The organism is Sinorhizobium fredii NGR234, assembly GCF_000018545.1.
GTDB lineage: Bacteria > Pseudomonadota > Alphaproteobacteria > Rhizobiales > Rhizobiaceae > Sinorhizobium > Sinorhizobium fredii_A.
Map to the genome: position 1 here is coordinate 1,273,960 of NC_012587.1, position 22,089 is coordinate 1,296,048.

Annotated in this window: 24 protein-coding genes; 9 read left to right on the forward strand and 15 right to left on the reverse strand. The window is 61.2% G+C overall.

The features are described from left to right. Window positions 1-16: 16 nt before the first annotated feature. Complete coding sequence (locus NGR_RS17430) at window positions 17-1,333, forward strand: YeaH/YhbH family protein (RefSeq protein WP_012707793.1); 1,317 nt, start codon at window positions 17-19, stop codon at window positions 1,331-1,333. 12 nt (window positions 1,334-1,345) lie between these two features. Continuing rightward, window positions 1,346-2,896, forward strand: a complete 1,551-nt coding sequence (locus tag NGR_RS17435; protein ID WP_012707794.1) for a SpoVR family protein — start codon at window positions 1,346-1,348, stop codon at window positions 2,894-2,896. A gap of 96 nt (window positions 2,897-2,992) precedes the next feature. On the opposite strand, the gene NGR_RS17440 is transcribed toward NGR_RS17435, so the two are convergent. The 3 genes from NGR_RS17440 to NGR_RS17450 form a co-directional block, all read right to left on the reverse strand. Beyond that, window positions 2,993-3,361, reverse strand: coding sequence for a hypothetical protein (locus NGR_RS17440; RefSeq protein WP_012707795.1), 369 nt, complete (start codon window positions 3,359-3,361; stop codon window positions 2,993-2,995). A gap of 160 nt (window positions 3,362-3,521) precedes the next feature. Further along, window positions 3,522-3,779 (reverse strand): hypothetical protein, encoded by a 258-nt coding sequence (locus tag NGR_RS17445; protein WP_164924279.1) that lies wholly within the window; start codon window positions 3,777-3,779, stop codon window positions 3,522-3,524. A 129-nt stretch (window positions 3,780-3,908) separates the two neighbouring features. Next, window positions 3,909-4,400 carry a peptide deformylase gene (locus NGR_RS17450; protein WP_012707796.1) on the reverse strand — a complete coding sequence of 164 codons (492 nt, stop codon included), beginning with the start codon at window positions 4,398-4,400 and terminating at the stop codon, window positions 3,909-3,911. 215 nt (window positions 4,401-4,615) lie between these two features. Between NGR_RS17450 and mgtE the strand changes: the two genes are divergently transcribed. Together mgtE and NGR_RS17460 are read left to right on the forward strand one after the other, a co-directional pair. Next, window positions 4,616-6,037, forward strand: coding sequence for a magnesium transporter (gene mgtE, locus NGR_RS17455; protein ID WP_012707797.1), 1,422 nt, complete (start codon window positions 4,616-4,618; stop codon window positions 6,035-6,037). A gap of 53 nt (window positions 6,038-6,090) precedes the next feature. Continuing rightward, the gene (locus NGR_RS17460; RefSeq protein WP_014328101.1) at window positions 6,091-6,486 is read left to right on the forward strand and encodes a MerR family transcriptional regulator; all 396 of its coding nucleotides are present in this window, start codon (window positions 6,091-6,093) and stop codon (window positions 6,484-6,486) included. Between the two features lie 66 nt (window positions 6,487-6,552). Here the strand turns inward: NGR_RS17460 and NGR_RS17465 are convergent, their stop codons facing one another. The 3 genes from NGR_RS17465 to NGR_RS17475 all read right to left on the reverse strand — a co-directional run bounded on the left by NGR_RS17465 (window position 6,553) and on the right by NGR_RS17475 (window position 8,826). After that, the gene (locus tag NGR_RS17465; RefSeq protein WP_012707799.1) at window positions 6,553-7,026 is read right to left on the reverse strand and encodes a methyltransferase family protein; all 474 of its coding nucleotides are present in this window, start codon (window positions 7,024-7,026) and stop codon (window positions 6,553-6,555) included. 3 nt (window positions 7,027-7,029) lie between these two features. After that, the gene (locus tag NGR_RS17470; protein ID WP_012707800.1) at window positions 7,030-8,046 is read right to left on the reverse strand and encodes a heparan-alpha-glucosaminide N-acetyltransferase; all 1,017 of its coding nucleotides are present in this window, start codon (window positions 8,044-8,046) and stop codon (window positions 7,030-7,032) included. A 90-nt stretch (window positions 8,047-8,136) separates the two neighbouring features. Next, window positions 8,137-8,826, reverse strand: coding sequence for a DUF599 domain-containing protein (locus tag NGR_RS17475; protein WP_012707801.1), 690 nt, complete (start codon window positions 8,824-8,826; stop codon window positions 8,137-8,139). Window positions 8,827-9,099: 273 nt separating this feature from the next. On the opposite strand from NGR_RS17475, the gene NGR_RS17480 reads away from it, so the two are divergent. Both NGR_RS17480 and NGR_RS17485 read left to right on the forward strand, forming a co-directional pair. After that, window positions 9,100-10,500: an L-serine ammonia-lyase gene (locus tag NGR_RS17480; protein WP_012707802.1), complete on the forward strand. Its 1,401-nt coding sequence runs from the start codon at window positions 9,100-9,102 to the stop codon at window positions 10,498-10,500. A gap of 76 nt (window positions 10,501-10,576) precedes the next feature. Next, complete coding sequence (locus NGR_RS17485; RefSeq protein WP_012707803.1) at window positions 10,577-11,014, forward strand: DUF1489 family protein; 438 nt, start codon at window positions 10,577-10,579, stop codon at window positions 11,012-11,014. Window positions 11,015-11,051: 37 nt separating this feature from the next. Here NGR_RS17485 and NGR_RS17490 read toward each other — a convergent pair whose 3' ends face one another. The 6 genes from NGR_RS17490 to NGR_RS17515 all read right to left on the reverse strand — a co-directional run bounded on the left by NGR_RS17490 (window position 11,052) and on the right by NGR_RS17515 (window position 16,655). Beyond that, entirely contained in the window at window positions 11,052-11,321 is a 270-nt protein-coding gene (locus NGR_RS17490) for a hypothetical protein (protein WP_164924280.1), read from the reverse strand. Window positions 11,322-11,398: 77 nt separating this feature from the next. Further along, window positions 11,399-12,916, reverse strand: coding sequence for a serine hydrolase (locus NGR_RS17495; protein WP_164924609.1), 1,518 nt, complete (start codon window positions 12,914-12,916; stop codon window positions 11,399-11,401). Between the two features lie 179 nt (window positions 12,917-13,095). Then, on the reverse strand, window positions 13,096-13,824 hold the full coding sequence (locus NGR_RS17500; protein ID WP_012707806.1) for a membrane protein: 729 nt from the start codon (window positions 13,822-13,824) through the stop codon (window positions 13,096-13,098). Window positions 13,825-14,087: 263 nt separating this feature from the next. After that, window positions 14,088-14,696, reverse strand: coding sequence for a transglutaminase-like cysteine peptidase (locus NGR_RS17505; protein WP_012707807.1), 609 nt, complete (start codon window positions 14,694-14,696; stop codon window positions 14,088-14,090). A gap of 646 nt (window positions 14,697-15,342) precedes the next feature. Beyond that, window positions 15,343-15,954 (reverse strand): PilZ domain-containing protein, encoded by a 612-nt coding sequence (locus NGR_RS17510; RefSeq protein WP_012707808.1) that lies wholly within the window; start codon window positions 15,952-15,954, stop codon window positions 15,343-15,345. 92 nt (window positions 15,955-16,046) lie between these two features. Continuing rightward, window positions 16,047-16,655 (reverse strand): PAS domain-containing protein, encoded by a 609-nt coding sequence (locus tag NGR_RS17515; RefSeq protein WP_164924281.1) that lies wholly within the window; start codon window positions 16,653-16,655, stop codon window positions 16,047-16,049. 346 nt (window positions 16,656-17,001) lie between these two features. Here NGR_RS17515 and NGR_RS17520 point away from each other — a divergent pair, with 346 nt between their 5' ends. Both NGR_RS17520 and NGR_RS17525 read left to right on the forward strand, forming a co-directional pair. Continuing rightward, window positions 17,002-17,727 carry a rhomboid family intramembrane serine protease gene (locus NGR_RS17520; protein WP_012707811.1) on the forward strand — a complete coding sequence of 242 codons (726 nt, stop codon included), beginning with the start codon at window positions 17,002-17,004 and terminating at the stop codon, window positions 17,725-17,727. 456 nt (window positions 17,728-18,183) lie between these two features. After that, on the forward strand, window positions 18,184-18,612 hold the full coding sequence (locus tag NGR_RS17525) for a CBS domain-containing protein (protein ID WP_012707812.1): 429 nt from the start codon (window positions 18,184-18,186) through the stop codon (window positions 18,610-18,612). A gap of 218 nt (window positions 18,613-18,830) precedes the next feature. Here NGR_RS17525 and NGR_RS17530 read toward each other — a convergent pair whose 3' ends face one another. The 3 genes from NGR_RS17530 to folE form a co-directional block, all read right to left on the reverse strand. Further along, the gene (locus tag NGR_RS17530; RefSeq protein WP_012707813.1) at window positions 18,831-19,793 is read right to left on the reverse strand and encodes a patatin-like phospholipase family protein; all 963 of its coding nucleotides are present in this window, start codon (window positions 19,791-19,793) and stop codon (window positions 18,831-18,833) included. A gap of 300 nt (window positions 19,794-20,093) precedes the next feature. Beyond that, window positions 20,094-20,552, reverse strand: a complete 459-nt coding sequence (gene hisI, locus NGR_RS17535) for a phosphoribosyl-AMP cyclohydrolase (protein ID WP_012707814.1) — start codon at window positions 20,550-20,552, stop codon at window positions 20,094-20,096. Window positions 20,553-20,682: 130 nt separating this feature from the next. Continuing rightward, entirely contained in the window at window positions 20,683-21,300 is a 618-nt protein-coding gene (folE, locus tag NGR_RS17540) for a GTP cyclohydrolase I FolE (protein ID WP_012707815.1), read from the reverse strand. Window positions 21,301-21,639: 339 nt separating this feature from the next. Here folE and NGR_RS17545 point away from each other — a divergent pair, with 339 nt between their 5' ends. Next, window positions 21,640-22,086, forward strand: coding sequence for an iron-sulfur cluster assembly scaffold protein (locus NGR_RS17545; RefSeq protein ID WP_012707816.1), 447 nt, complete (start codon window positions 21,640-21,642; stop codon window positions 22,084-22,086). Window positions 22,087-22,089 lie beyond the last annotated feature (3 nt).

The following is a 22,089-nucleotide window of genomic DNA, read 5'->3' on the forward strand; positions in this document are numbered from 1 at the left end:
TTCCAGGGGGCAGCATATGCCGAACTTTATCGACCGCCGCCTTAACCCGAAGGACAAGAGTCTCGGTAACAGGCAGCGCTTCCTGAAGCGCGCGCGCGAGGAACTGAAGCGAGCGATCAAGGAACAGGTCAAGTCGGGAAAGATCACCGACGTCGACGCCGAACACAACGTGTCGATGCCGGCGCGGGGCGTTAGTGAACCGACGTTCCAGCCGGCCGGCGATTCCGGCGAAAGGCAATATGTCTTGCCCGGCAATCGCGAGTTCGCTGCCGGCGATCGTCTTCCGAAGAGGTCTTCCGGCGGGGGCGCCACGGGCGCGGGTGCCGGAACCGGACAGAGCCAGGACGAATTTCAATTCGTCCTTTCGCGAGAGGAAGTACTCGATCTCTTCTTCGAGGACCTCGAACTCCCCGATATGGTGAAGCTCAACCTGAAGGAGTCCGTCGCCTTCAAACGGCGCCGCGCCGGCTTTGCCGCAACCGGATCGCCGATGAACATCAATGTCGGCCGCACGATGCGCAACAGCTTCGGTCGCCGTATCGCCCTGCACCGGCCGGGGCGGAAGGAAATGGAGGCGATTGCCGAGGAGATCGCCAGGCTGGAGGTGGAGCCGAACGCCGGCGCAAAACACCTGCAGCATCTCGAGGAACTGCGCCAGAAGCTGGAAAAGCTGGAACGGCGGCGTCGGCGCATTCCTTACGTCGATCCGGTCGACATCCGCTTCAACCGCTTCGAGCAGCAGCCGCTGCCGAATGCCAGTGCCGTGATGTTCTGCCTGATGGATGTTTCCGCTTCCATGGGCGAGCGCGAGAAGGACCTTGCCAAGCGCTTCTTCGTGCTGCTGCACCTCTTTCTGAAGCGACGCTACGACAGGATCGATATCGTCTTCATTCGCCACACCGACGAGGCCGGCGAGGTGGACGAGAATACCTTCTTCTACAGCAAGCAGAGCGGCGGCACGATCGTCTCGACGGCGCTCGAGGAGATGCTCCGCGTCATTCGGGAACGCTATCCGGCCCGCGAATGGAACATCTATGCTGCCCAGGCCTCGGATGGCGAGAACATCTCCGGCGACTCGGAGCGTTGCGCGTCGCTCTTGCACGACGACCTGATGCGGCTTTGCCAGTATTACGCTTATGTCGAGATCATCGACGAGCGCGAAACCGAGATTTTCGGCACCACCGACAACGGGACCTCGCTCTGGCGCGCCTATCGGACGGTCGATGGCGAGTGGCCGAATTTCCAGATGACCCGTATCGCCAAACCGGCCGACATCTACCCCGTCTTCCGGAAACTCTTCGGCAAACAGCCGGCTGTGCAAGTGCGTAAGTGAGAGGCGACCGGAATGCCAAAAAAGGGTGCGGCTTCAAACCTCCTGTTCCAGGGCTCTGACTGGAATTTCGAAACGCTCTCGCGCGCCTATGACGCGATCGAGACGGTTGCGCTCGAGGACCTCGGGCTCGACGTCTATCCCAATCAGCTTGAGATCATCTCTTCCGAACAGATGCTCGACGCCTATTCCTCCGTCGGCATGCCGCTGATGTACCAGCACTGGTCCTTCGGCAAGCGCTTCGTCTTCGAGGACAATCTCTATCGCAGGGGCAGGCGCGGACTGGCCTACGAGCTGGTGATCAACTCCAATCCCTGCATCACCTACCTGATGGAGGAGAATACCATGGCCATGCAGGCCCTGGTGACGGCGCACGCGGCCTTCGGCCACAATCATTTCTTCAAGAACAATTACCTGTTTCGCCAATGGACAGATGCCAGCGCCATCCTGAGTTACATGGAGTTTGCCAAGAAATACATCATCAAATGCGAGGAGCGCTACGGGACCACGGCCGTGGAGGCCATTCTCGATTCCGCCCATGCCCTCATGGATCAGGGTGTCTTCCGCTACCGCCGGCCGCCGCGGCTGTCGTCGGAAAAGGAACGGGAACGGATGCGCGAGAGGCTCGAATACGAGGAGCAGACTTTTAGCGACTTGTGGCGGACGCTTCCAACGACGAGCGAGAGCAGCGACCCGGACGCGGTCGAACGCGACGTGATGGAGCGCAAGAAGGCGCTTAACCTGCCGGACGAAAACCTTCTCTATTTCCTGGAGAAGACCAGCCTGATCCTTGAGCCCTGGCAGCGGGAAATCCTCAGGATCGTCCGGGTCATCGCCCAGTACTTCTATCCGCAGCGGCAGACCAAGGTGATGAACGAGGGATGCGCGACCTTCGTTCACTACACCATCATGAACACTCTCTTCGATCAGGGGAGAGTAACCGAAGGGGCGATGCTGGAGATTCTCCAGAGCCATACCAACGTCGTCTTTCAGCCGTCGTTCGACGATCCGCGCTTTCCCGGCATCAACCCTTATGCGCTCGGCTTCGCCATGATGCAGGACATCGAGCGGATCTGCGTCGATCCCACTTCCGAAGACCGCGACTGGTTCCCCGAAATCGCCGGCAGCGGCAATTGGCGCGAGACGTTGCTGGATGCCTGGGCGAACCACCGCGACGAGTCCTTCATCCTGCAGTATTTGAGCCCGTCGCTGATACGCAAGTTCCGGCTGTTCCTGTTGTCGGACGAGGCGGACGAGAAATACTGTGAGGTCGCCTCGATCCATAACGAACGCGGCTATGAGGCCATCCGCGCGGCCCTCGCGCGCAGCTATGATATCGGCGCGAACCAGCCGGACATCCAGGTCATGGATGTCGACCTCCTGGGCGATCGCCACCTGCGGCTGCAGCACAATATCAAGAATGGCGTTCTCCTCGAGGAGACCAGCCGCGACGCCACGCTCCGGCATGTCCGCCATCTGTGGGGCTATGAAGTCAGCTTGGCCGGTGTCGAGGCCGAAACGGGCGAGACGCTCTACGAGTGCTCGACGGCCGATATAGAGGAATAGAAAAGTGGCCCGCATTCGGCGACGCGGGCCATTGCAGAACAATTCGCTTCAGGATCTACAGCGCCGCGCGTCTGATAAGGCGCGCGGCGCTGTAGGTCACTTCTCCGTACCGTCGGGCGTAACTTGCTGTACGTCTCCGCCGGTTCCGGTTTGGGCGGTCGGATCCCGATCCGTCGGCGCGGGTATTGCCGGAGCGGATTGATCTTGATTGACACTACCCGTTTGTTCGGTCGAGGGGGCGGGCTGAACCTGCTCGGTTTCCGTCGTTCGGTCGCTGTCCGTGCTTTCGCCCCAAATTGCGACCCCGCCCCAAACGACGAAGGCCAGAAGCAGCCCGCCGAGGAGTACGGCCAGTATGGCCGTGCCGCTGCGGCCCTGCTTCGCCTCCTCGGCGGAAAACGTCTCCCGGTCGGCGTCGTGCGTCGCGGTTGCCGGATCGCCGCGTTCATCGAGATATTTGGCCATCGCATCGTCTCCTTAGAGCATTTTGCAGTCAGGTGGAATCACCTGACGTCGCACAAATGCGGCAAAAACAAAGGTTTAGAGCGGCGGCGCGAACGTATGTGAGCCCCTCCCGCTCTAGATTTCTCCTTGGAGAACGGGCTTGGCATTGCAATGTTCCGATTTAGTCGCCGAGGGAATCGACCATGCTGCGGCGAATGAGCTTGTAGGTGTGGTCGGGCTGAACCTCGTAGGTCTCGTAAACGGTTCTGCCCTCATGCAGGAAACGGTTCTGTATCTTCGTGCCCGGCGCGGCCTGGGTTTTTCGGGTGGAGGCCGTTTCCCCGTAGGTGAGACTTCCGGGCAGCGGCTCGAGATCTGGCGTGGCCGTGCATCCCGTGAGGACCAGGGCGCAGAGGAGGGTGAGGCGCAAAAATTTCATCGCATGTCCTTCGGCTTTACTCCGGCACTGCCGCGGGCAGCTCTGCGTCCGATTCGAGACCGCTTCCGGAAATGCCGCGACCCTATTGAACTGGACGCTGTCGTGCAACCTTGGCACGTTGATCAGACGTCAGCTCAGCTTTTCAAACCGTTTCACCGCCCGCTCACGCTTCAGCCTCGACAATCGGCGGATCCAGAAAATGCCGTCGAGTTGGTCGATTTCGTGCTGAAGGCAGACGGCCATCAGTCCACTTGCCTCCTCCTCGAGCGTCTCGCCCGAGATCGTCTGATAGCGGACACGAATGCTGGTCGGACGCTCCACCTCTTCGGAAATGCCGGGCATCGACACGCTGCCCTCGCTGTGGCGCTCTGTCTCCTCAGAGCACCAGATCATCTGCGGATTGACGAAGGTCCGCGGACCTGCCTGGCGCTCCAGCTCGATCACGGTCACCCGCTGCAGCACGCCGATATGCGGCGCGGTGATGCCGATTCCGGGGGCCGCACGCATCGTATCCGTGAGGTCATCGACGAGACTGCGAAGGCTGCTGTCGAAGCGGGTGACCATTTCGGCGCTCATGCCGAGCGCCGGGTTGGGGAACCGGATGATGGGTCGAAGGGCCATGCGGGTCTCTCATGCGTGGATGCCGACCTGTCGTTTTCGAGCGGAGCCGGCAAGCCTTACTCCTTTCACTTTTTTCATGTGCATTTGCAACAGCTTGGAGAAAAGGTCCAGGGCCCGTTGCCGATGTATGGACCTTGACGGAGCTTTGCGCTAGCAGGGCAATGGGCTGGTTATAGCGCAAGTTCGGGCAGCGTATACTTTTGGAGGGCGGGTCCATGAGCGATACAGGCGACGACGACCGCGGTTCCGAAGAAATCGCTGCCTTTGAAGGCTCGGACATCTATGCCGACGACGGCTCGGTACGCTCGGATTTCCTGATGCATGTCGGTGCCGCGATCGCCGATCGCGATACGATCTATCTCCGCAAACACGTTGCCGGACTCCATTCGTCCGAACTGGGCGACCTGCTCGAGTCGATCCAACCGGAGCAGCGCCTGGCGCTGGTTCTGTTGCTCGGAAAGGAGTTCGACCTTGCGGCCTTGACCGAGGTCGACGAGGCGATCCGCCTCGATATCGTCGAGCATTTGCCGAACGAGCAGATTGCCGAGGCGATCGGCGAGATGGATTCCGACGATGCGGTCTACATTCTCGAGGACCTCGATCAGGAGGATCAGGAAGAGATCCTCGCCAAGCTGCCCTTCACCGAGCGCGTCCGCCTGCGCCGTTCGCTCGACTATCCGGAAAGCACCGCCGGCCGGCGCATGCAGACCGAGTTCGTGGCCGTGCCGCCCTTCTGGACCGTCGGCCAGACGATCGACTACATGCGCGAGGACGACGATCTCCCGGACAGCTTCACGCAGATCTTCGTGATCGACCCAACCTTCAAACTGCTCGGCACCGTCGATCTGGACCGCGTGCTGCGCGCCAAGCGATCGGTGAAGATCGATGCGATCATGCGCGACACGAGTCACGCGATCCCGGCCGAAATGGACCAGGAGGAAGCGGCTCAGCTGTTCGAGCAGTACGACCTCCTGTCGGCGGCGGTCGTCGACGACAACGGGCGCCTGGTCGGGGTGCTGACGATCGACGACGTCGTCGACGTCATCCAGGAGGAAGCCGAAGAGGACCTGCTGCGTTTGAGCGGCGTCGGCGACGAGGAACTGTCGGACTCTGTCGCCGAGGCGTCCCGCTCGCGCGTTCCCTGGCTGTTCGTCAATTCGATGACGGCCTGCATCTCCGCCTCCGTCATTGGCCTCTTCGATGCGACGATCCAGCAGATCGTCGCGCTTGCTATCCTCATGCCGATCGTTGCCGGCATGGGCGGCAATGCCGGCTCCCAGACAATGACGGTGACGGTGCGGGCGCTCGCGACGCGCGGCCTCGATATCCACAATGCATCGCGGATCATCCGCCGCGAGGCTGGCGTCGGCCTCCTGAACGGCATGATCTTCGGCAGCCTCATCGGTCTTGTGGCAGGCCTCTGGTTTCAGGACCCGGATATTGGCGGCATCATCGCAACGGCCATGCTGATCAACATGATGGCGGCGGCGCTCGCCGGCATCCTGATCCCTCTTCTCCTGGATAAGTCCGGCGCCGACCCGGCCGTTTCCTCCGCGGTCTTCGTGACGGCGATTACGGATGTCACCGGCTTCTTCAGCTTCCTCGGCATTGCCACGTGGTGGTTCCACGTCACATGAGCTGTTTGACTTTTACGTCAAAGTCAATGATAGTGAGCGTGTGATTTGATGGAATGGCGGGCGTGAACAAGTACTATAGCATCACGGAACTGACGCGGGAATTCGGTATCTCCACCCGAACATTGCGCTTCTACGAGGATGAAGGGCTGATCCACCCGGAGCGCCGCGGACGCACGCGCCTGTTTCGGCCAGCCGATCGGCATCTGATCAAGGAAATCCTGCGGGGCCGGCGCATCGGCTTCACCATCGCCGAAATCCGCGAGATTATTGCGGTCTACAAGGACCCTCCGGGCGAAATGGGCCAATTGCAGCTTCTCATGAAGCGCGTCGAGGAGAAGCGCGAGGATCTGCGGCAGAAGCGCAAGGACATCGACGATACGCTTGCCGAGCTCGACAATGTCGAAGAAGCCTGCCTGACGCGCCTCGCCGAGATCGGCGTCGGGACGTAACGTAACGCGCAAATTGTCTGTGTTTCGTCGAAAGGTGGCCGCGCGCCGCCTTTTTTCGTGCGCCGCTCAGATCCATCGCGTCGTGTAACGGCAATAGCGTTCGAATTCGAAACCGAAACGCGACAGCAGGTGACGCTCCTCGTTGCGGACGGCGATCATCGTCGTCAGCGCGACGGCGAAGATTCCCATGACGAAGAACCAGGGATTGAGGGTGATCAGCCCCACGCCGACCATCACGAAGGTATAGCCGAGATAGATCGGATTGCGGGTGAAGCGAAACGGCCCGCCGGTGACGAGGCAGGTTGCGCAACGGTGGGGAAGTACCGCCGTATGGCGATCGAGGAGGGTCTTGACGGCCCAGAGATCAAGTGAAACCGCCATGAGGATCAAGGCGCATCCCGCCAGCCACGGAACCCAGCCATGTCCGTGGGCGACGGGGATGGGAGCAACGCGGCCAAGTACCAAGGCCGCCAGGGCCGCCGCGCCATAGATCAGCGGAGGCCACGGAAAACTCAGCGGCTTGGCACGATAGGCATTCATGTCCTAGTCCCCCGACTGTGCTTCCATTGTGCACTGCGTGGCGATTCGCGCAATGCGTTCATCCGTTCTCAAGTCGATCTTCCCCTGGTTTAGGTCCTCGAACAGGTTCTGCGCCTTCAGGCGGTCGAGCGTGCAACCGCAAAAGGTGCTGCACGAGATGGCCGGGTCCTGGCTGTTGCAGGCCCGTTCGCAGTTCTGGCGATAGGCCTGCGCCGGATCGGGAACGGGGGCGGGGACGACGAGAGAAAAGGCATAAACAAGCCCGATGAGCAGCGGCTGGTGTATGAGGTATATGGCCAGACTGTGGCGCCCACCGAAGGCGAGCGGCCTGATCCACAGCTTGCGATTCCCTTCGTCGCCTTGCGCGGGTCGCCACCGGGCGACGAGCATCGGGTGGAACAGCTTCGCCGCACCGAGCCCGAGGAGGAACGGCGCCAGCCATGGCAGCAGCGGCACGTAATCGTTCGAGCGCGGGATCGTTTCGGAGAGCCCGACCCACCAGAATGCCGGCGTGTCGAAAAAAGCCGAGCGCAGATAGAGCGGCGCGGCGAACGCCGCAGCGGCGGCCAGGAAGGTGACCAGCGGCGGGAGTCGCAGGAAGACAAGCCCGACGAGGCTTGCCGCCGCGATTGCATGGAGAATGCCGAAAAAGATGAAGGAGTCGGGAAAGGCGAACCAGGTGGCAATGCTGATGAGCGCTGCCGCCCCGGCGATTTTGGCGAAACGCCACAGGAATGGGCGCGCCCGGAACTTCGGACTATGGCCGAGCACCAGGCTGTAGCCGGCGAGAAACAGGAAGCTGCTGGCGATCAGCCTGGCGAAGAGCCTCCAGCCGCCCGTTCCCGCCGTGCCCGCGGCCACATAGCCGAAGAGTTCGAGGTCCCAGGTGAAATGGTAGATCGCCATGGCGACCAGGGCGAGCCCGCGCAGCGCATCGAGGAGATCAATTCGGCCGGACCGCCTCATACTCGGCTGCGGAGCCAGTGCTTCGTCGATCGTCGTCGCAGGAGTGTCAGGCATGGCGTCGCCTTCCTGTTGGGAGAAGGGGAGTGCGTTCGGCATTTCGCAGTCGCATCGCGATGATCGACTATCCGGAGAGCGTTGCGCGATCTATTGCGCGTCTGCAAGCAGCGCGTCGCGTGCTTCGGAAAAGAATTGCCTGCGCAGCAGTACGAAAATCACCAGGCCCGTCAGCACGATGAAGACATAGGGGCTGATGAACCAGCCGAGATAGCCGATCGACAGGAAGATCGCCCTGAGCCCGGCATTGAAATGCTTGGCGGCAAGGATGTTCATTCGGATCGCACGCTCTGCGGCGCGTTCGGCGGCCTGGCGATCACGCGACATGTCGGCCGTCATCGGAATGCCGCCCATCAGGATGGAGCAGTAGTTGAACAGCCGATAGGACCAGCCGAACTTGAAGAAGGAATAGCCGAAAAGGCAGGTAAGTCCGCCGACCTTCAGTTCAAAACCCGCCCGGCCGCCGCGAAATACCTGCGGCAGATCGTTGAAGATCATCTGCACCTGCTCGGTCGCGCCGAGCAGTGCAAAGCAGCCGCCGAGCGCGAAAATGGTCGTCGAGGCAAAGAAGGCGGTGCCGGCCTGCAGGCCCGCGATGATCTGGGTGTCGATCATCTTCAGGTCGCGGTTGAGGGAGTTGCGAATCCACCGCGCCCTGTATTCGTTCATCAAACGGGTCAGGTTGACGCGCTTGAAATTGCGCCGGGCATCGGTCGCCCAGTTGAAGCTGCCCCACAGCAGGATGAAGATGCAGAGGGCGATGTAATCTTCGATTGTCATGCACGTCTTTTGGCATGGCCGTTCGAAAATGCAAGATCGCTGCGGGACGTGCGGACCCGTCGAAGCGACGCAACCGAGTCGCCGATGTCGCACGAACAAAATCGAATGTCGGTCGGTCGCCTGATCGATCGGCATAGGATCGCATAGGGTTTCACCCTATATAAGGGACGATCGGACCATCTTCGAAGGATTCGGGGCAGGTTCGATTTTCCATAGACAGGGCTCTGGTCCGCTCGGGCGGGGTGCTCTGTCAGGCGCTGGGGCAGGCAATTCATGTTTCTTTCCGTCTTCGACGTTTTCAAGATCGGCATCGGTCCTTCGAGTTCGCACACGATGGGGCCCATGTCGGCAGCGAACCGGTTCCTCGATCTCATCCTGTCGGACGAGTGGCCGCGGCCGTCGCACGCCGCCGTTGGCGCTATCAAGGTGAGCCTGCACGGTTCCCTGGCCCATACGGGCATCGGCCACGGGTCGGGCAGGGCGGTGATTCTGGGGCTGATGGGCGAGCGGCCCGATCTGGTCGATCCGGACCGGATGGACGCCATAATCGACGAGGTCGAACGAACCGGGCGCGTCACGCCACCCGGGCATCCCTCCTATTCGTTCCAGCCGAAGGCGGATCTCGTCTTCGACAAGAAGGTGCCGCTGCCGGGCCACGCCAACGGCATGTCCTTTTCGGCCTTCGACCGCGACGGCCGGCTGCTGCTGAAGCGGATCTACTATTCGATCGGCGGCGGCTTCGTGGTCACCGACACGGAGCTCGAAGCGATGCGGGCGTCGAAGGACAAGCCGGCCGGCGTCAAAATTCCCTATCCCTTCGCCACCGCTCAGCAGATGCTCGACATGGCGGCCCGCTCCGGACTGACGATCGCCCAGATGAAACGGGCGAACGAGGAATGTTCGATGTCGAGGGAGGAACTCGACGCCGGCCTCGACCGCATCTGGTCGGCGATGACCGCCTGCATCGATCGCGGCCTCAGCCAGGACGGGATCATGCCGGGCGGCTTGAAGGTGCGCCGGCGGGCTCGCGCAATTCATGACAAGTTGCAGGAGGAGTGGCGCTCCAACAAGACCAATCCGTTGCTCGCCAACGATTGGCTGAGCGTCTATGCGATGGCCGTCAACGAGGAAAACGCCGCCGGCGGCCGGGTGGTCACGTCGCCGACGAATGGTGCGGCCGGCGTGGTGCCGGCGACGATCCGCTATTACCTGCATTTCCATGAGGATGCCGACCAGGACGGCATTCGCGACTATCTTCTGACGGCCGCCGCGGTCGGCGGCATCATCAAGCACAACGCCTCGATCTCCGGCGCGGAGGTCGGCTGTCAGGGCGAGGTGGGGTCGGCCTCCGCGATGGCGGCGGCGGGCCTCGCAGCCGTGATGGGCGGCACGCCCGAGCAGGTCGAGAATGCGGCCGAGATCGCGCTGGAACATCATCTCGGCATGACCTGCGATCCGGTCGCCGGCCTCGTTCAGGTGCCTTGCATCGAACGCAATGCGCTCGGTGCCGTCAAAGCGGTTACCGCCGCGTCGCTTGCGCTCAAGGGCGACGGCAAGCATTTTGTGCCGCTCGATGCTTGCATCGAGACGATGCGACAGACCGGCGTCGACATGAACGAGAAGTACAAGGAAACCTCAACCGGCGGACTTGCCGTCAACGTCGTCGAGTGCTGAAGCCGAAGCGGCTTTTGTGGACGAGGCTGCGTAATCCGCTTGACCGTGACCGGTGGTCGGGTGTTCAAGCATTGCCATGGCTTTGCATCTCATAAAGCTCTGCGTCGGCGCGGAATCCGTCGAAGACTTGCGCGAATGGGTTTCACGCAAGGCCCTGGCGGCGATCGCGGCCGGGCTGGAGCCGCATTCCTTCCATACGACCCGGATGGTACCGAAACGCACGGACGACCTCCTGGGGGGCGGATCGCTCTACTGGGTGATCAAGGGTTATGTACAGGCACGCCAGCCGTTGATCGGCATCGAGACCTTCACCGACGGTGAGGGCATCGGCCGGTGCAATCTTATCCTCGGGCCGCAAGTGGTGGAAACGGAACTCCAGCCGCGCCGCGCCTTCCAGGGCTGGCGGTATCTGGAAGAAAAGGAGGCGCCGCGCGATCTTGCATCGCTGTCCTCCGACGGTGGCGAAATGCCACTCGAATTGCGGCGTGAGCTTGCCGAACTCGGTCTACTTTAGGAAACGTTTGCGGCGATCAAATCGCTGCGCCTGAGTTTCAGCCGAGCCGGACTCGCAATGGATGCCGACGCCCGGCTGCCGTGACATGCAGATGTATCCCTGCACGCGGCTGCGTCGAGCGCCAGGCGCGGGCACCGTGCGTCAGCAGCATCGCCACCAGATCGCGCGTCTTGCCTTTGGAGCGGTTAAGGCCGGCATCGGCTATGCGCATGGCCGCTTCATGGAGCGGATGCAACCCGATGCGCGACGGCTTTCCCTTTTTTCCCCGTATCTCGGCGATACCGGGGATATTCTCGTTCACTGCCATGACAAACCTCGTTACGCTGTACAAATTCCGAGGAGGACGGCCGGAAAAACGCATCCGGCCGCCAGCTGTCGTGTCGTTCACTGCTGGCTGGCCCAGCAGGCAAATCCCTTCTTCTTCAAGACCTTGCAGGCGCTGACGGCCTTGCTCTGATCGTCGAATCCGCCGAAGCGCGCACGATAGACCTGGGCCGCACCGTCACCGAACGCGACGGTAAACGGCGTGGCATTGCGCAGCGCCTTGCCACCTTTTTCCTTGGCATTGCCGAGGAGCGTCATTGCCTGTGCCTTGTCGGCCGTGGCGCCGATCTGGATGACCCAGCCCTGTGGCTGTACGTCGGCCTGCTGCTTTGCCTCCGCACCGGCCGACGCTTCCGCCTTGGCGACCGAATTGGTGATCTGCGTATCCACGTCGGCAGCGACGTTGGCCTGCCGGGCGAGCTTGGCGCTTTGGGCATCGAGCGTGTTCGGCGCCGCCTTGGCGGTGAGTACCGGGTTGTCCGAGGCGGGTTTCGCGGCCGCATAGGCCATCTCGACGTTCGCCACGCTCTCGCCGCTGTAACGGAAATCCGGTACCGGACCGGTATTCGGCAGGTTGGAAGCGGGCGAGGCGGCAGGCGCCGCTGCAGCGACGGCTTGCGCTTCGGTCGCGGCGATGGCCGGTTCCGTGACGGTCTCGACCGGTGTCGCCGGCGCTTCGGCGATCAGGTTGCCGTTGCCGCGACGAGAGGCGGCCGGCATGTACTTGGCCACCAGCTTGCGCATCTGCGCATCGCGGGCACCGCCGGACGTCCCGCCCATCACCACGGCGACGATGCTGCGGCCGTCGAGTTGAGCGGAGGTCACCAGGTTGAAGCCGGAAGCGCGCGTATAGCCGGTCTTGATGCCGTCGACGCCGCGCACGTTGCCGAGGAGGCGGTTGTGGTTGCCGATCGTCTGCTTGCCGAACCGGAAGCTGCGCGTCGAGAAATAGTCGTAATATTGCGGGAAATGCTGTCGCAGGGCCAGACCCAATCGGGCCTGATCACGCGCGGTCGTCTTCTGCTCGGTATTCGGCAGGCCATTGGCGTTGCGATAGGTCGTGCGCGTCATGCCGAGGGCGCGCGCCTTGTTCGTCATCATGCGGGCGAAGCGCTGCTCGGAGCCTCCGAGCAGTTCACCAAGCGCCGTCGCCGCGTCGTTGGCCGAGCGAGTGACGAGCGAAAGAACTGCCTGTTCGACGGTGATCGCCTTGCCAGCCCGGACGCCGAGCTTCGAAGGGGGCTCCGCTGCCGCCTTCTTGGAGAAGGGAACCGGTGTGGACTTGCTGATCCGGCCGGCCTCGAGCGCCTCGAAGGTCAGATACAGGGTCATCATCTTGGTGAGCGAGGCCGGATAGCGCAGCTGGTCCGCATCCTCGCCGTAAAGCACCTTGCCGGTTTTCGCATCGACGACGATGCCGGCATATTTCGAATTGGCCAATGCCGGCGCCGAGTAGACCAGGCCGGCGACGACGCCGGCAAGGACAACGCGTCCCACCGCCTTTGCAATGCCGCCAAGCGGACGTTTCGCGAGATCAAAAAAAACGGATCGAGACACTGCGTTGCTCTTCATTCTTATGTCGTGGGTGTCGTCCGGACAAAGTCCCGGATACGACCGTTCCCGAGACAGTATCGGGATAGCGTTACCAATCGGTTTATGATGAATGATTGGTTTCCGGGGCAGGTTGTCTGTTCGGGTATGGCACCCGCTGGCCGCATCGGCGAGCAGGCAGCGTCCACCACGACTCTTTGACAAATTCACGGCACGAGTCGCTCTCGAACGAATCTTTCCATCGAGGCATCGATTGCCTGCCATTCCGGCAGCAACTTCGCCGAGAAGCGGTAGAGGATGCTGAGATCCTTGCCGGCATGAAAGTCTCGCTGACAATCGGCGCTTGTCGACGTCGCAGGGCTTTCGGGCAGCAGGCAGCGCAGGACGAAAGGCGGACCTTCAGACCGAGGCGCGGTGAAGAAGACCTCACCGGCATAGCTGGAACTCCGCTTGGCGTCGTATCTGGTCAGCCCCGCCGGAGCGGGTTGCGCGTTGGGTTCCAGGACGTGGCGATAGATCGGCTCGAGCCTCCCCGACATGTCGCGCGACATGGTGCTTTGCGCGATTTGGACGAAGATCAGCTTTTCCGGTTGATCGACATCGTTGAACACATGGCGGGTCTCGTCGCTATAGCCGCCGAGTGCCGGCCAGGTGAGGTAGAGATCGACGCGCTCGACGATACCCGTGGCGCGCTGGCTCTCGAAGCGAATGACGTTGGCCGGCAGGCGCAGGTGATCCTGGCCGATGAAGATGTCGAAGCTCTCGCGGCTGGATGTGTGCCCGGCGCGCGCCAGGTTCTCGCCGAGCCACTGACTGGACAGGGAGACGGCCATCACCAGGATCGCCAAAAGCCCCAGGATCGCAGTGAGCTTGTAGGTGAAGCGTGGCGAAAGAAGGGGGGCAAGATCCGGTTCGGGAATGAGGGGCTTGTTCACGAAAGGCGCCGTCCGTGGCGATGGCGTGGCAGACTGAGGATGACATGTTCATCCGCACAGCACAGGGGAACGATTCCGGCGGAGGACGTTCCCTGACGCTCGCTCAGCATGGTTAATTTTCGATGAAGCCCATGCCGCGCCCGCCACCATGAAGTAGGGGCCGGCTCCGGGGACAAACGGAACCGGCCCAAGGGCTCGATCTTAACGGGGATAGACTGACCGAAGCCCGAAGACTAAAGGGCCATCGCGGATCTGCGATCGCCTTACTCGGTGCGGACCGTACCGACGGCAACGGCGCGGCCATCCTGCAGTTTCACCCACCGTCCGGCATTTTCCGACGATTGACGCTTCAGGAAGGTGTATTCGGTCTCCGACCACAGCAAAACCTTGCTGCGCATATTGTCGAGGATGAAATCGCCGCGATCGGTGCGCACCGTCAGCACGGCATGGCCGTCGCCGTTCGGCTGCAGCACGACGGTGATCAGGAGATCGGTGGCGGAGAAGCCGCTCTCGATCAACTTGCGGCGCTTCAGGAGAACATAGTCCTCGCAATCACCGACGACGTCCGGATAGGACCACTTTTCTTCCACGCCGTGGATTTCCATGTCGGTCATCGGCGTGATGGTCTGGTTGACCTCGTAGTTGACCTCGAGAATTTTCTTCCATCCGTCGCGTGTCAGCACGGCCGGGCCGCGATCCGGACTTGTCAGCGAACATTCGGACGAATGGCTTTTGCAGAATTCGTAATGGCCGACCGGTGGGTTTGTCGAGCCGCCCACGGTCATGTTCGCGGGAAGGGCGAGGGCAGGGCCTGCCAGAAGACCCGTGATCAGAGCGACAGCGGCGGCCGTCTTGGCGATTGTCTTGTGCATGTTTGTCTCCCCGTTATGGTTCGACAATGGCACAGAGATTTTTATCGCCGGCGAAGATGCGAGGTAAAAACAAGTACAAATGAGAATAGCATAAGAATAAAACTAGAATAGAATTTAAGACGAATAAGAATAAAATTCGATTCAAATTTTAGAGATTGAAATCGGCTGTGAACGGAGCCTGCGGGTATGGCATTGAAAACGCGAAGCTTTTCGTGTCCGCTGCCTCGGTCAGGCGGTGCGGCGCAGCGGCGCCACCGCAGCGGCCTACGCGGGAACTGGTTTAGATGGTGGAGATAAAGTTAATCAGCGGCGATCTTGTCGTAACCGTTGATTTACCAAAGAATATTTCCGCTCCAAGCACGGGTGCGTCGACGCAATGTGAAGCGATGCCAAGCACGACAGGGCGATTTCCGCGTGCAACTCACAATGACGGCGCGCGAAAGCGCCGGTCGAGAAAGACGAGGCTCAAAATAAGCGGGAAGCGGCTTCAAGCCGCAACGATCGTGGCGATGGTGAATCTGAAGGTACCGTCCACGTCCTCAAGGCCGCTGCCACGAAATGGCTTGGCGATAAGTCGTCGGCAGAAGAACGATACCGCCGCTGCACCCGGACAGAGTTGCTTCAACGGTTGGCGTATCGTTCTGCTTTAGAGGAATTCGGTCAGCGCCTCGCGCGCCTGGATGCCGGAAAACTCGATCGCGACGCCCTCTTGGAAATGGCGGACGATCCTGCCCTTCATGCCGTTGCCGAGCCTGACGGCCGTGCCGATCGCCGGGCGAACGTCGATATCGACCGCCGCACCCGAGAGCGAAAGGTCGATGATGCGGCAGATATATTTCTCGCCGGTGTCGACGGTGAGCTCGGTGACCGTCTTGCGTGGCGCCAGTCGGTCATGGCGCCGATCTTCCGGCAACCCCAGTTCGTGCTTGTTGGCGATCCAGGTGAGCTGCGCCGCAAGCTTCTCGCGTTTGCGGTCGGTGGCGTTCAGTTGAATGACGAAGGCATCCTCGGCGAGCCTCGAGACGGTACCTTCGAGGCGACCGACATGATCGATATAGGCGATGATGCGCTCGCCGGCGCGCGGGCGGGCGGCCGTCGAGAAAAGGACGTCGCCCGGCGACATGTCGACGGCGGTGCATTCATATTCGTCGCGATTGGCAAGCATCAGCCGTCCCGAGAGATTAACCGAGACGCGCTGAAAGGCGTTCTCCTGGTGTGGCCTCGGGCCGCTGTTTTGGGCGTGCTGAAACGAGAACATGGTCACTCTGCGATCGACGTATGCTTGCACGCGGAAGTATAGGTGTCGCCGGTTAATAGAAGGTTCGCCGGAAGTCTGGATAAATCCGCTTTTCAGCCACCTTTGCCACCATCGAGAATGCGTAGATGGAACAGCTTGCGATTGTTGCGACCGCCCGACCCTGCAACGCTGGCGGCATTCCCATAGGGCCGCTCGATCGGCAAGTTACGGGCAATATCGGGAACGCTGAGCCCGGTTGCGACCATATGAGTGAGCGGCGTCATGTGCAGCCATGCCGGGCGGGCCAGGGCGGAGAGGGCGCCGAGCACCCGGTCGTTCGTGCCGTCGGACGATGCGAGCGGTGCAAGCAGCAGTTCGAGGTCGAGCTCGTCACCGGCCTCCGTGGCGCCGCGGCCATAGAGCAGCATGGGCGTGCATTGCCTCATCACCTGGTCTGCAGTCCGGGTGATCCCGTCCCCTTCCGAGCCTGACCAGAGGGCGGAGAAGTGCTGCTCGCGCAATTCACGGCCGAACAGGGCACAGAGTCGCGTGCCTGCAAGGCGGAAGCAAATGTCGCCGCTTGCCCTCCTTTGAAGAATGAACAAATCCGGCAGCAGCGCACGGATATGCGCCGGGTCGATTTCATCCCGGCGGGGAAGGTCGCGTTCGCCTCGAACTGCGTTCCAGTATTGGAACAGTTCCATTGTCGTTCTGCTGTGCATCAGGGCGATTCACTTCGCTGTTAAGTGGCCGGCTGTGCCGGAGTGATACAGGCGGCGCTTTTCGCTCGATCCTGGAAAAGACGGAGCGAATTCCGTGCCACGCCGAAATTAAGGTTAATGATCGGTTTCGCTTGCTCGCGAGGCTGCCGGCTGGCATTCCGTCGCTATCACTTCACGAAGGGTTGCCTTCGGCACATCGACTGGAGCACCGGATTTGGGCTCGACGGCCGTTCAGTTTTTGCTGGACGGCCTTTTTTTGTTTGCTTATCCCTTTGCGCGGCGTCGCCTGCATCGGTCGAGGCGGCAGAGACACGACCGCCAACGGCGCGTGAGCAGGAAGAGAGTGATGGAACAGGATCAGCCGGTCACGCCGGTCGATGGCGAAAGCACGGTCACCCGCAGCCGGGAACCCGCCTTCAATCTTCCGCAAGGCCTGACCTTCGTCCTGCTGTTCCTGATCGCGATCCACGCGATCAGGACCTACCTACTGCCGGAGACCCTGGATCAGGAAGTGATCCTCAACTTTGCTTTCCTGCCGGCGCGCTACACGATCCCGCTTGGCGAGCAGGGTCTCGTCTGGCTCTGGACTCCCGTGACCTATTCCTTCCTGCACGGCAGTTGGGAGCATCTGATCTTCAACATCTTCTGGATGGTCGCGTTTGGAGCACCGGTCGTGCGGCGGATCGGCGTTGCGCGGCTCGCCGTCTTCTGGTGTCTATCGGCGGCAGCGGCGGTCGCATTGCATGTCGTTTTCCACTGGGGGGAGATGGCGGTGGTCGTCGGCGCCTCCGGTGTCGTCTCCGGCTTCATGGGTGCCGCGGCGCGCTTCGTCTTTTCGCCGAGCGGCCGCATCAGCCGTCAGTTCGCCCATCTCAACCGGCGGCTCTCGCTTGCGGAGACGCTGACAAACCGCTCCGTGCTGGTCTTCACGGGGATTTGGTTCCTGACCAATTTCCTCATCGGACTCGGCCTCTTCTCGATGGGTGGTGCCGGTAGTGTCGCCTGGGAGGCGCATATCGGCGGTTTCCTCTTCGGTTTCCTCCTGTTCGGGTGGTTCGATCCGCGCGACTGAGGCGGATCGCCCCGACCTTCCGCCCACCGCTACAGCGCCGCGCGCCTTATTAGGCGCGCAAAGGTCGCTGTAGCACTTTGAATTGCTCCATGTCTTTGTCCTTAACTCAAGGTCGATTTAAGGAGACATGCAGTAGGCGAGGATGGATTGTTTCAACAAGAGAACCATTGTGATGGTCGTATCTCTCGAAGAGACGGAAGGCGCCGCGCCAAGGCTTGATTTCATTGGAGTACTGACGCACCATTCCCCACGGTCGCCGTACGTCTGACGTGCAGCGGCCGCTGAAAGGCCGGGTATCGATGCGGTTTCGTGTGGAGAGGCATGAGCGCATATCGGGTGCAGGTTCCGGCGGCCGACCATGTGCACGCGACCCAACGGCTGGACGCGGGCGCAGCAACGGTACGGCCAGAACCTCTTCCCGCGAGCCCCGGAATTGTCGAAACGGGAGATGTGCGTATGTCAGTGAAAGCGATCCTCAATGAAAAAGGCTACAACGTTGTAACTGTCACCCCGCAAGTGACGGTGCAGCAGGTGGCGACCTTTTTACATGACAATCATATTGGTGCCGTCGTTGTCCTCGATACGGATGATACCATCGTCGGAATCATGACGGAGCGAGATGTCGTCGCCGCGATCGCCAAACATGGCGCTGCCTGTCTCGACAAGCCTGTATCGTCCGTGATGTGGCAGAACGTCTATTGCTGCCGCGAGGAAATGTCCGTTCAAACCCTGATGGAGATGATGAGCAAGTTGCGCGCGCGCCACCTGCCCGTCGAGCGGGAGGGGCGCCTCGCCGGCATTGTATCGATCGGCGACGTGGTCAAATACCACATTCGCGCGATCGAACGGGAGACCGAGGAAATCAAGGCCTATATTGCCGGGTGAAAGGCGAGGGCGGTGCAACGCCGCCCTCTATCGCACGAGCCGAGCCGCTCGAAATTCCGTCGCTGGGATCAAGCCAAACCGATACGCACTTTTGGGCGACATGCGCTAGATCACGATGATTTTAGGTCGGATCGACCTAAAATCATGAACGTGATCGCTTCTAATAGGTTAGAGCGGGATGCGGGCGGAAAACCGCACACACTTTTCCTCATCCCGCTCTAGCGGGTAAGCGCTTCCTGCATTCGCCTGATCTCGGCGAGCTTGCCCTTTGCCTCCAGATAGCCGCGCTCGATCGCTTCGCCGGCCCGGTGAAACTCGGATAGGCCGATGTCGTTGAGCCTGGGATGTAGTGCGAGATCCGGCGGATCGCCAGCCAGACGAGCGCGCGAAATACGGTCCTGGATGATGTTGAAGGCCTGCACCATGACGCTCGTCATGCCGAGTCGGGCCGAATAGGCGCCGCCAGTCTTGACGGGAGCATCGGGGGCCTCCATGCCGGCATTGTGCTTGACGACCGCGGAGCGGCCATAGAGGTCGTAGTTGAGGTTGACGGCAACGACGAGCTGCTGCTCGTGGGCTCGGCAAACAGAGACGGGGACGGGATTGACGAGCGCGCCGTCCATGAGCATGCGTCCATTCGCCTGGATCGGCTCGAAAATGCCCGGCAGCGCGTATGAGGCACGAATGGAAGTGATCAGCGAGCCTTTTTCCAGCCAGACTTCGTGGCCGCTGTGAACTTCCGTGGCGACCGCGATGAAGGGGCGGTCGAGGTCCTCGATGTTGAAATTCTCCAGATGCTCCTGCATGCGCTTGGTGAGCCGCAGGCCGCCGAAAAGGCCGCCGCCGCCGATCGCGAAATCGAGCAGGCTGGCAATGCGGCGGACGGTGAGGGAACGGGCGAAGGCCTCCAACTCGTCGAGCTTGCCGGCGAGATAGCAGCCGCCGACGAGCGCACCGATCGATGTGCCCGCGATCATGCCGACCTCGATGCCCTCTTCATCGAGCGCTCTCAAAACGCCGATATGCGCCCAGCCGCGCGCCGCGCCGCCGCCGAGTGCTATGGCGATCTTCGGTTTCGCAGGGAGCGAGACTGGCTCTGGGGGAGTGGTTGTCAGCGATGTGCCATTGGGGCCGGACAGGTCGGCGATCTGGTTGTTGCGCGTAAACGTCCAGTTTAGCATCCGGCACCTCCAACACCGCCGAACCGATTACTCGCGCGTCTTGTAGGAGAACCTGTCAAGCCGGCGGTGGTGCCGGCCTTGTACATTCATAGCTGAAAGACTGGCACCAGGATTGAGATTAGCACCGAACCTGTCGCCAATGCGGCTGGCCCAGTAAACATTGGATACAATTTGCAACACATCTCGGCACGCTGCAGTTACCGCAGGAGCCGACTTCACAATCAATGATTAAGCGCCCGTTTAGTTTCTAAAGAATGAATATAACACGGGGATGCCCCATGAAAATCCAGTCGGTTTGGGCTAGCCTTTTTTTTCAGCGTAGATCTGTGCCGGATCGAAATGCCTGTGCTCGTCCGTGATTGTCACTCGCGCCTTACCGTTCTCGACCCCAACGGTCCGGTAGAAGCAGGAACGGCGTCCCGTGTGGCAGGTGGCGTCATGGCCGGCCACGGTAACCTTCAGCCAGATGGCGTCCTGGTCGCAATCGGTCCTGATTTCCTGGACGGCCTGCGTGTTGCCGGAGCTTTCGCCCTTCTTCCACAGGCTGTTGCGCGAGCGGCTGTAATAGTGTGCGATGCCGGTCTCGATCGTCAGTGCCAATGCCTCGGCATTCATATGCGCGACCATCAGCAATTCGCCATCGCGGGCGTCTGTCACGACGGCCGTGACCAATCCCTTCTCGTCGAAGCGGGGGGTAAAGGCCGGGCCCGTTTCCAGTTCGGCCTTGTCTTTTGAGGGGGCGGGAAAAGTCAGCGTCATCGCGAAAGCTCCGCTACAGCGCCGTGCGCCCACTCAGGCGCACGCTATAGGACTTTGGCTGTAATACTTTGAGTGCCGCATATTCTTATCCCCAATCTGTCACGATTTGAGGAACATGCAGCGGCGGTGCTTACTTGAAGCCCCTCAACAGGGTCATGAAACGGGCCTGCTCGGCCGGCTCGGTCTTGAACGCACCGGTAAAGGTGGTCGTCAGCGTAGTCGAGCCGTGCTTCTTGATGCCGCGCATCGCCATGCACAGGTGCTCGGCCTCGATCATCACGGCGACGCCGCGCGGAGCAAGCGTCTCGTCGATGGCCCTGGCGATCTGTGCCGTCATTGCTTCCTGCGTCTGCAGGCGGCGCGCGTAAATGTCGACGACGCGGGCGATCTTGGAGAGGCCCAGGACGCGGCCGTTCGGCAGATAGGCGACATGTGCCTTGCCGATGATCGGCACCATGTGGTGTTCGCAATGCGAATAGAACGGAACGTCCTTCTCGAGCACGATGTCGTCGTAGCCGGAGACTTCCTCGAAGGTCCGGCCGAGCACGTCCTCGGCGACGAGATCGTAGCCGCCGAAAATTTCGCGATAGGATTTGATGACACGCGCCGGCGTGTCCTTGAGACCCTCTCGGGTGGGGTCTTCGCCTGCCCAGCGCAGCAGCACGCGAACAGCTTCCTCGGCTTCTTTCTGCGTCGGCCGACCGCTGGTGTCGTCGAGCAGAGGGAAATTCTTTACTATGGCGTCCATATGGCCTCTTTTGAGCAACGCGGGATTGCTGACGTTTTATCTTTCGGACAACTCGCCATTGGCCATTCGCCTATCCCTGCAGGCTTGGGTTCCGTTGGCGGGCTCCGGGGCTTTCGGGCCCTGGCTTAGCAGTGCACTGGACCGTCCGGCACGGTTTCCCAAACAACAGGCGACACTTATCCTCTTGCGGAACTGTCGCCCCAACACGACATAGCATATAGTATGGTGCCACATGGATGAAAGAGGCCCAACGGAGTGCGCCGTGCTTTTTTCCCCTCTACCGGAGAAAATCATGCGCCGATCACTCAGAACCGCGAAAAATCAGCCGGATCGCGTCAAATGATGGATGACATTTATAACAGCAGGATTCTCGAGTTCGCCGGCAACATTCCCCGCATCGGCATGCTCCCCGATGCCGACGCTGAAGCCGCGGCGCATTCGAAGCTCTGCGGCTCGAAAGTGCGGATCTGGTTGAAGATGGATGGGGACGTCGTGACCGACTTTGCCCATGACGTGAAGGCCTGCGCACTTGGCCAGGCCTCGTCCTCGATCATGGCCCGCCACGTCGTCGGCGCGCATGCGGCGGAAATCCGCAAGGCACGCGAGGATATGCTGGCCATGCTGAAGGCGGACGGCGAGGGGCCCATCGGCCGCTTCGAGGACATGCGCTTCCTGATGCCTGTTCGGGACTACAAGGCGCGCCATGCTTCGACGATGCTGACCTTCGACGCTGTCGTCGATGCGATCGGCCAGATCGAAGCAAAGCGCCTCGCGCCTGCAGTGTGAACG

Excerpts from the sequence above, each read along its gene's own strand:
- NGR_RS17430 (WP_012707793.1), top strand. The coding sequence starts at position 17 with ATGCCGAACTTTATCGACCGCCGCCTTAACCCGAAGGACAAGAGTCTC.
- NGR_RS17435 (WP_012707794.1), top strand. The coding sequence starts at position 1,346 with ATGCCAAAAAAGGGTGCGGCTTCAAACCTCCTGTTCCAGGGCTCTGAC.
- NGR_RS17440 (WP_012707795.1), bottom strand. The coding sequence starts at position 3,361 with ATGGCCAAATATCTCGATGAACGCGGCGATCCGGCAACCGCGACGCAC.
- NGR_RS17445 (WP_164924279.1), bottom strand. The coding sequence starts at position 3,779 with ATGAAATTTTTGCGCCTCACCCTCCTCTGCGCCCTGGTCCTCACGGGA.
- NGR_RS17450 (WP_012707796.1), bottom strand. The coding sequence starts at position 4,400 with ATGGCCCTTCGACCCATCATCCGGTTCCCCAACCCGGCGCTCGGCATG.
- mgtE (WP_012707797.1), top strand. The coding sequence starts at position 4,616 with ATGAGCGATACAGGCGACGACGACCGCGGTTCCGAAGAAATCGCTGCC.
- NGR_RS17460 (WP_014328101.1), top strand. The coding sequence starts at position 6,091 with ATGGCGGGCGTGAACAAGTACTATAGCATCACGGAACTGACGCGGGAA.
- NGR_RS17465 (WP_012707799.1), bottom strand. The coding sequence starts at position 7,026 with ATGAATGCCTATCGTGCCAAGCCGCTGAGTTTTCCGTGGCCTCCGCTG.
- NGR_RS17470 (WP_012707800.1), bottom strand. The coding sequence starts at position 8,046 with ATGCCTGACACTCCTGCGACGACGATCGACGAAGCACTGGCTCCGCAG.
- NGR_RS17475 (WP_012707801.1), bottom strand. The coding sequence starts at position 8,826 with ATGACAATCGAAGATTACATCGCCCTCTGCATCTTCATCCTGCTGTGG.
- NGR_RS17480 (WP_012707802.1), top strand. The coding sequence starts at position 9,100 with ATGTTTCTTTCCGTCTTCGACGTTTTCAAGATCGGCATCGGTCCTTCG.
- NGR_RS17485 (WP_012707803.1), top strand. The coding sequence starts at position 10,577 with ATGGCTTTGCATCTCATAAAGCTCTGCGTCGGCGCGGAATCCGTCGAA.
- NGR_RS17490 (WP_164924280.1), bottom strand. The coding sequence starts at position 11,321 with ATGGCAGTGAACGAGAATATCCCCGGTATCGCCGAGATACGGGGAAAA.
- NGR_RS17505 (WP_012707807.1), bottom strand. The coding sequence starts at position 14,696 with ATGCACAAGACAATCGCCAAGACGGCCGCCGCTGTCGCTCTGATCACG.
- NGR_RS17510 (WP_012707808.1), bottom strand. The coding sequence starts at position 15,954 with ATGTTCTCGTTTCAGCACGCCCAAAACAGCGGCCCGAGGCCACACCAG.
- NGR_RS17515 (WP_164924281.1), bottom strand. The coding sequence starts at position 16,655 with ATGCACAGCAGAACGACAATGGAACTGTTCCAATACTGGAACGCAGTT.
- NGR_RS17520 (WP_012707811.1), top strand. The coding sequence starts at position 17,002 with ATGGAACAGGATCAGCCGGTCACGCCGGTCGATGGCGAAAGCACGGTC.
- NGR_RS17525 (WP_012707812.1), top strand. The coding sequence starts at position 18,184 with ATGTCAGTGAAAGCGATCCTCAATGAAAAAGGCTACAACGTTGTAACT.
- NGR_RS17530 (WP_012707813.1), bottom strand. The coding sequence starts at position 19,793 with ATGCTAAACTGGACGTTTACGCGCAACAACCAGATCGCCGACCTGTCC.
- hisI (WP_012707814.1), bottom strand. The coding sequence starts at position 20,552 with ATGACGCTGACTTTTCCCGCCCCCTCAAAAGACAAGGCCGAACTGGAA.
- folE (WP_012707815.1), bottom strand. The coding sequence starts at position 21,300 with ATGGACGCCATAGTAAAGAATTTCCCTCTGCTCGACGACACCAGCGGT.
- NGR_RS17545 (WP_012707816.1), top strand. The coding sequence starts at position 21,640 with ATGATGGATGACATTTATAACAGCAGGATTCTCGAGTTCGCCGGCAAC.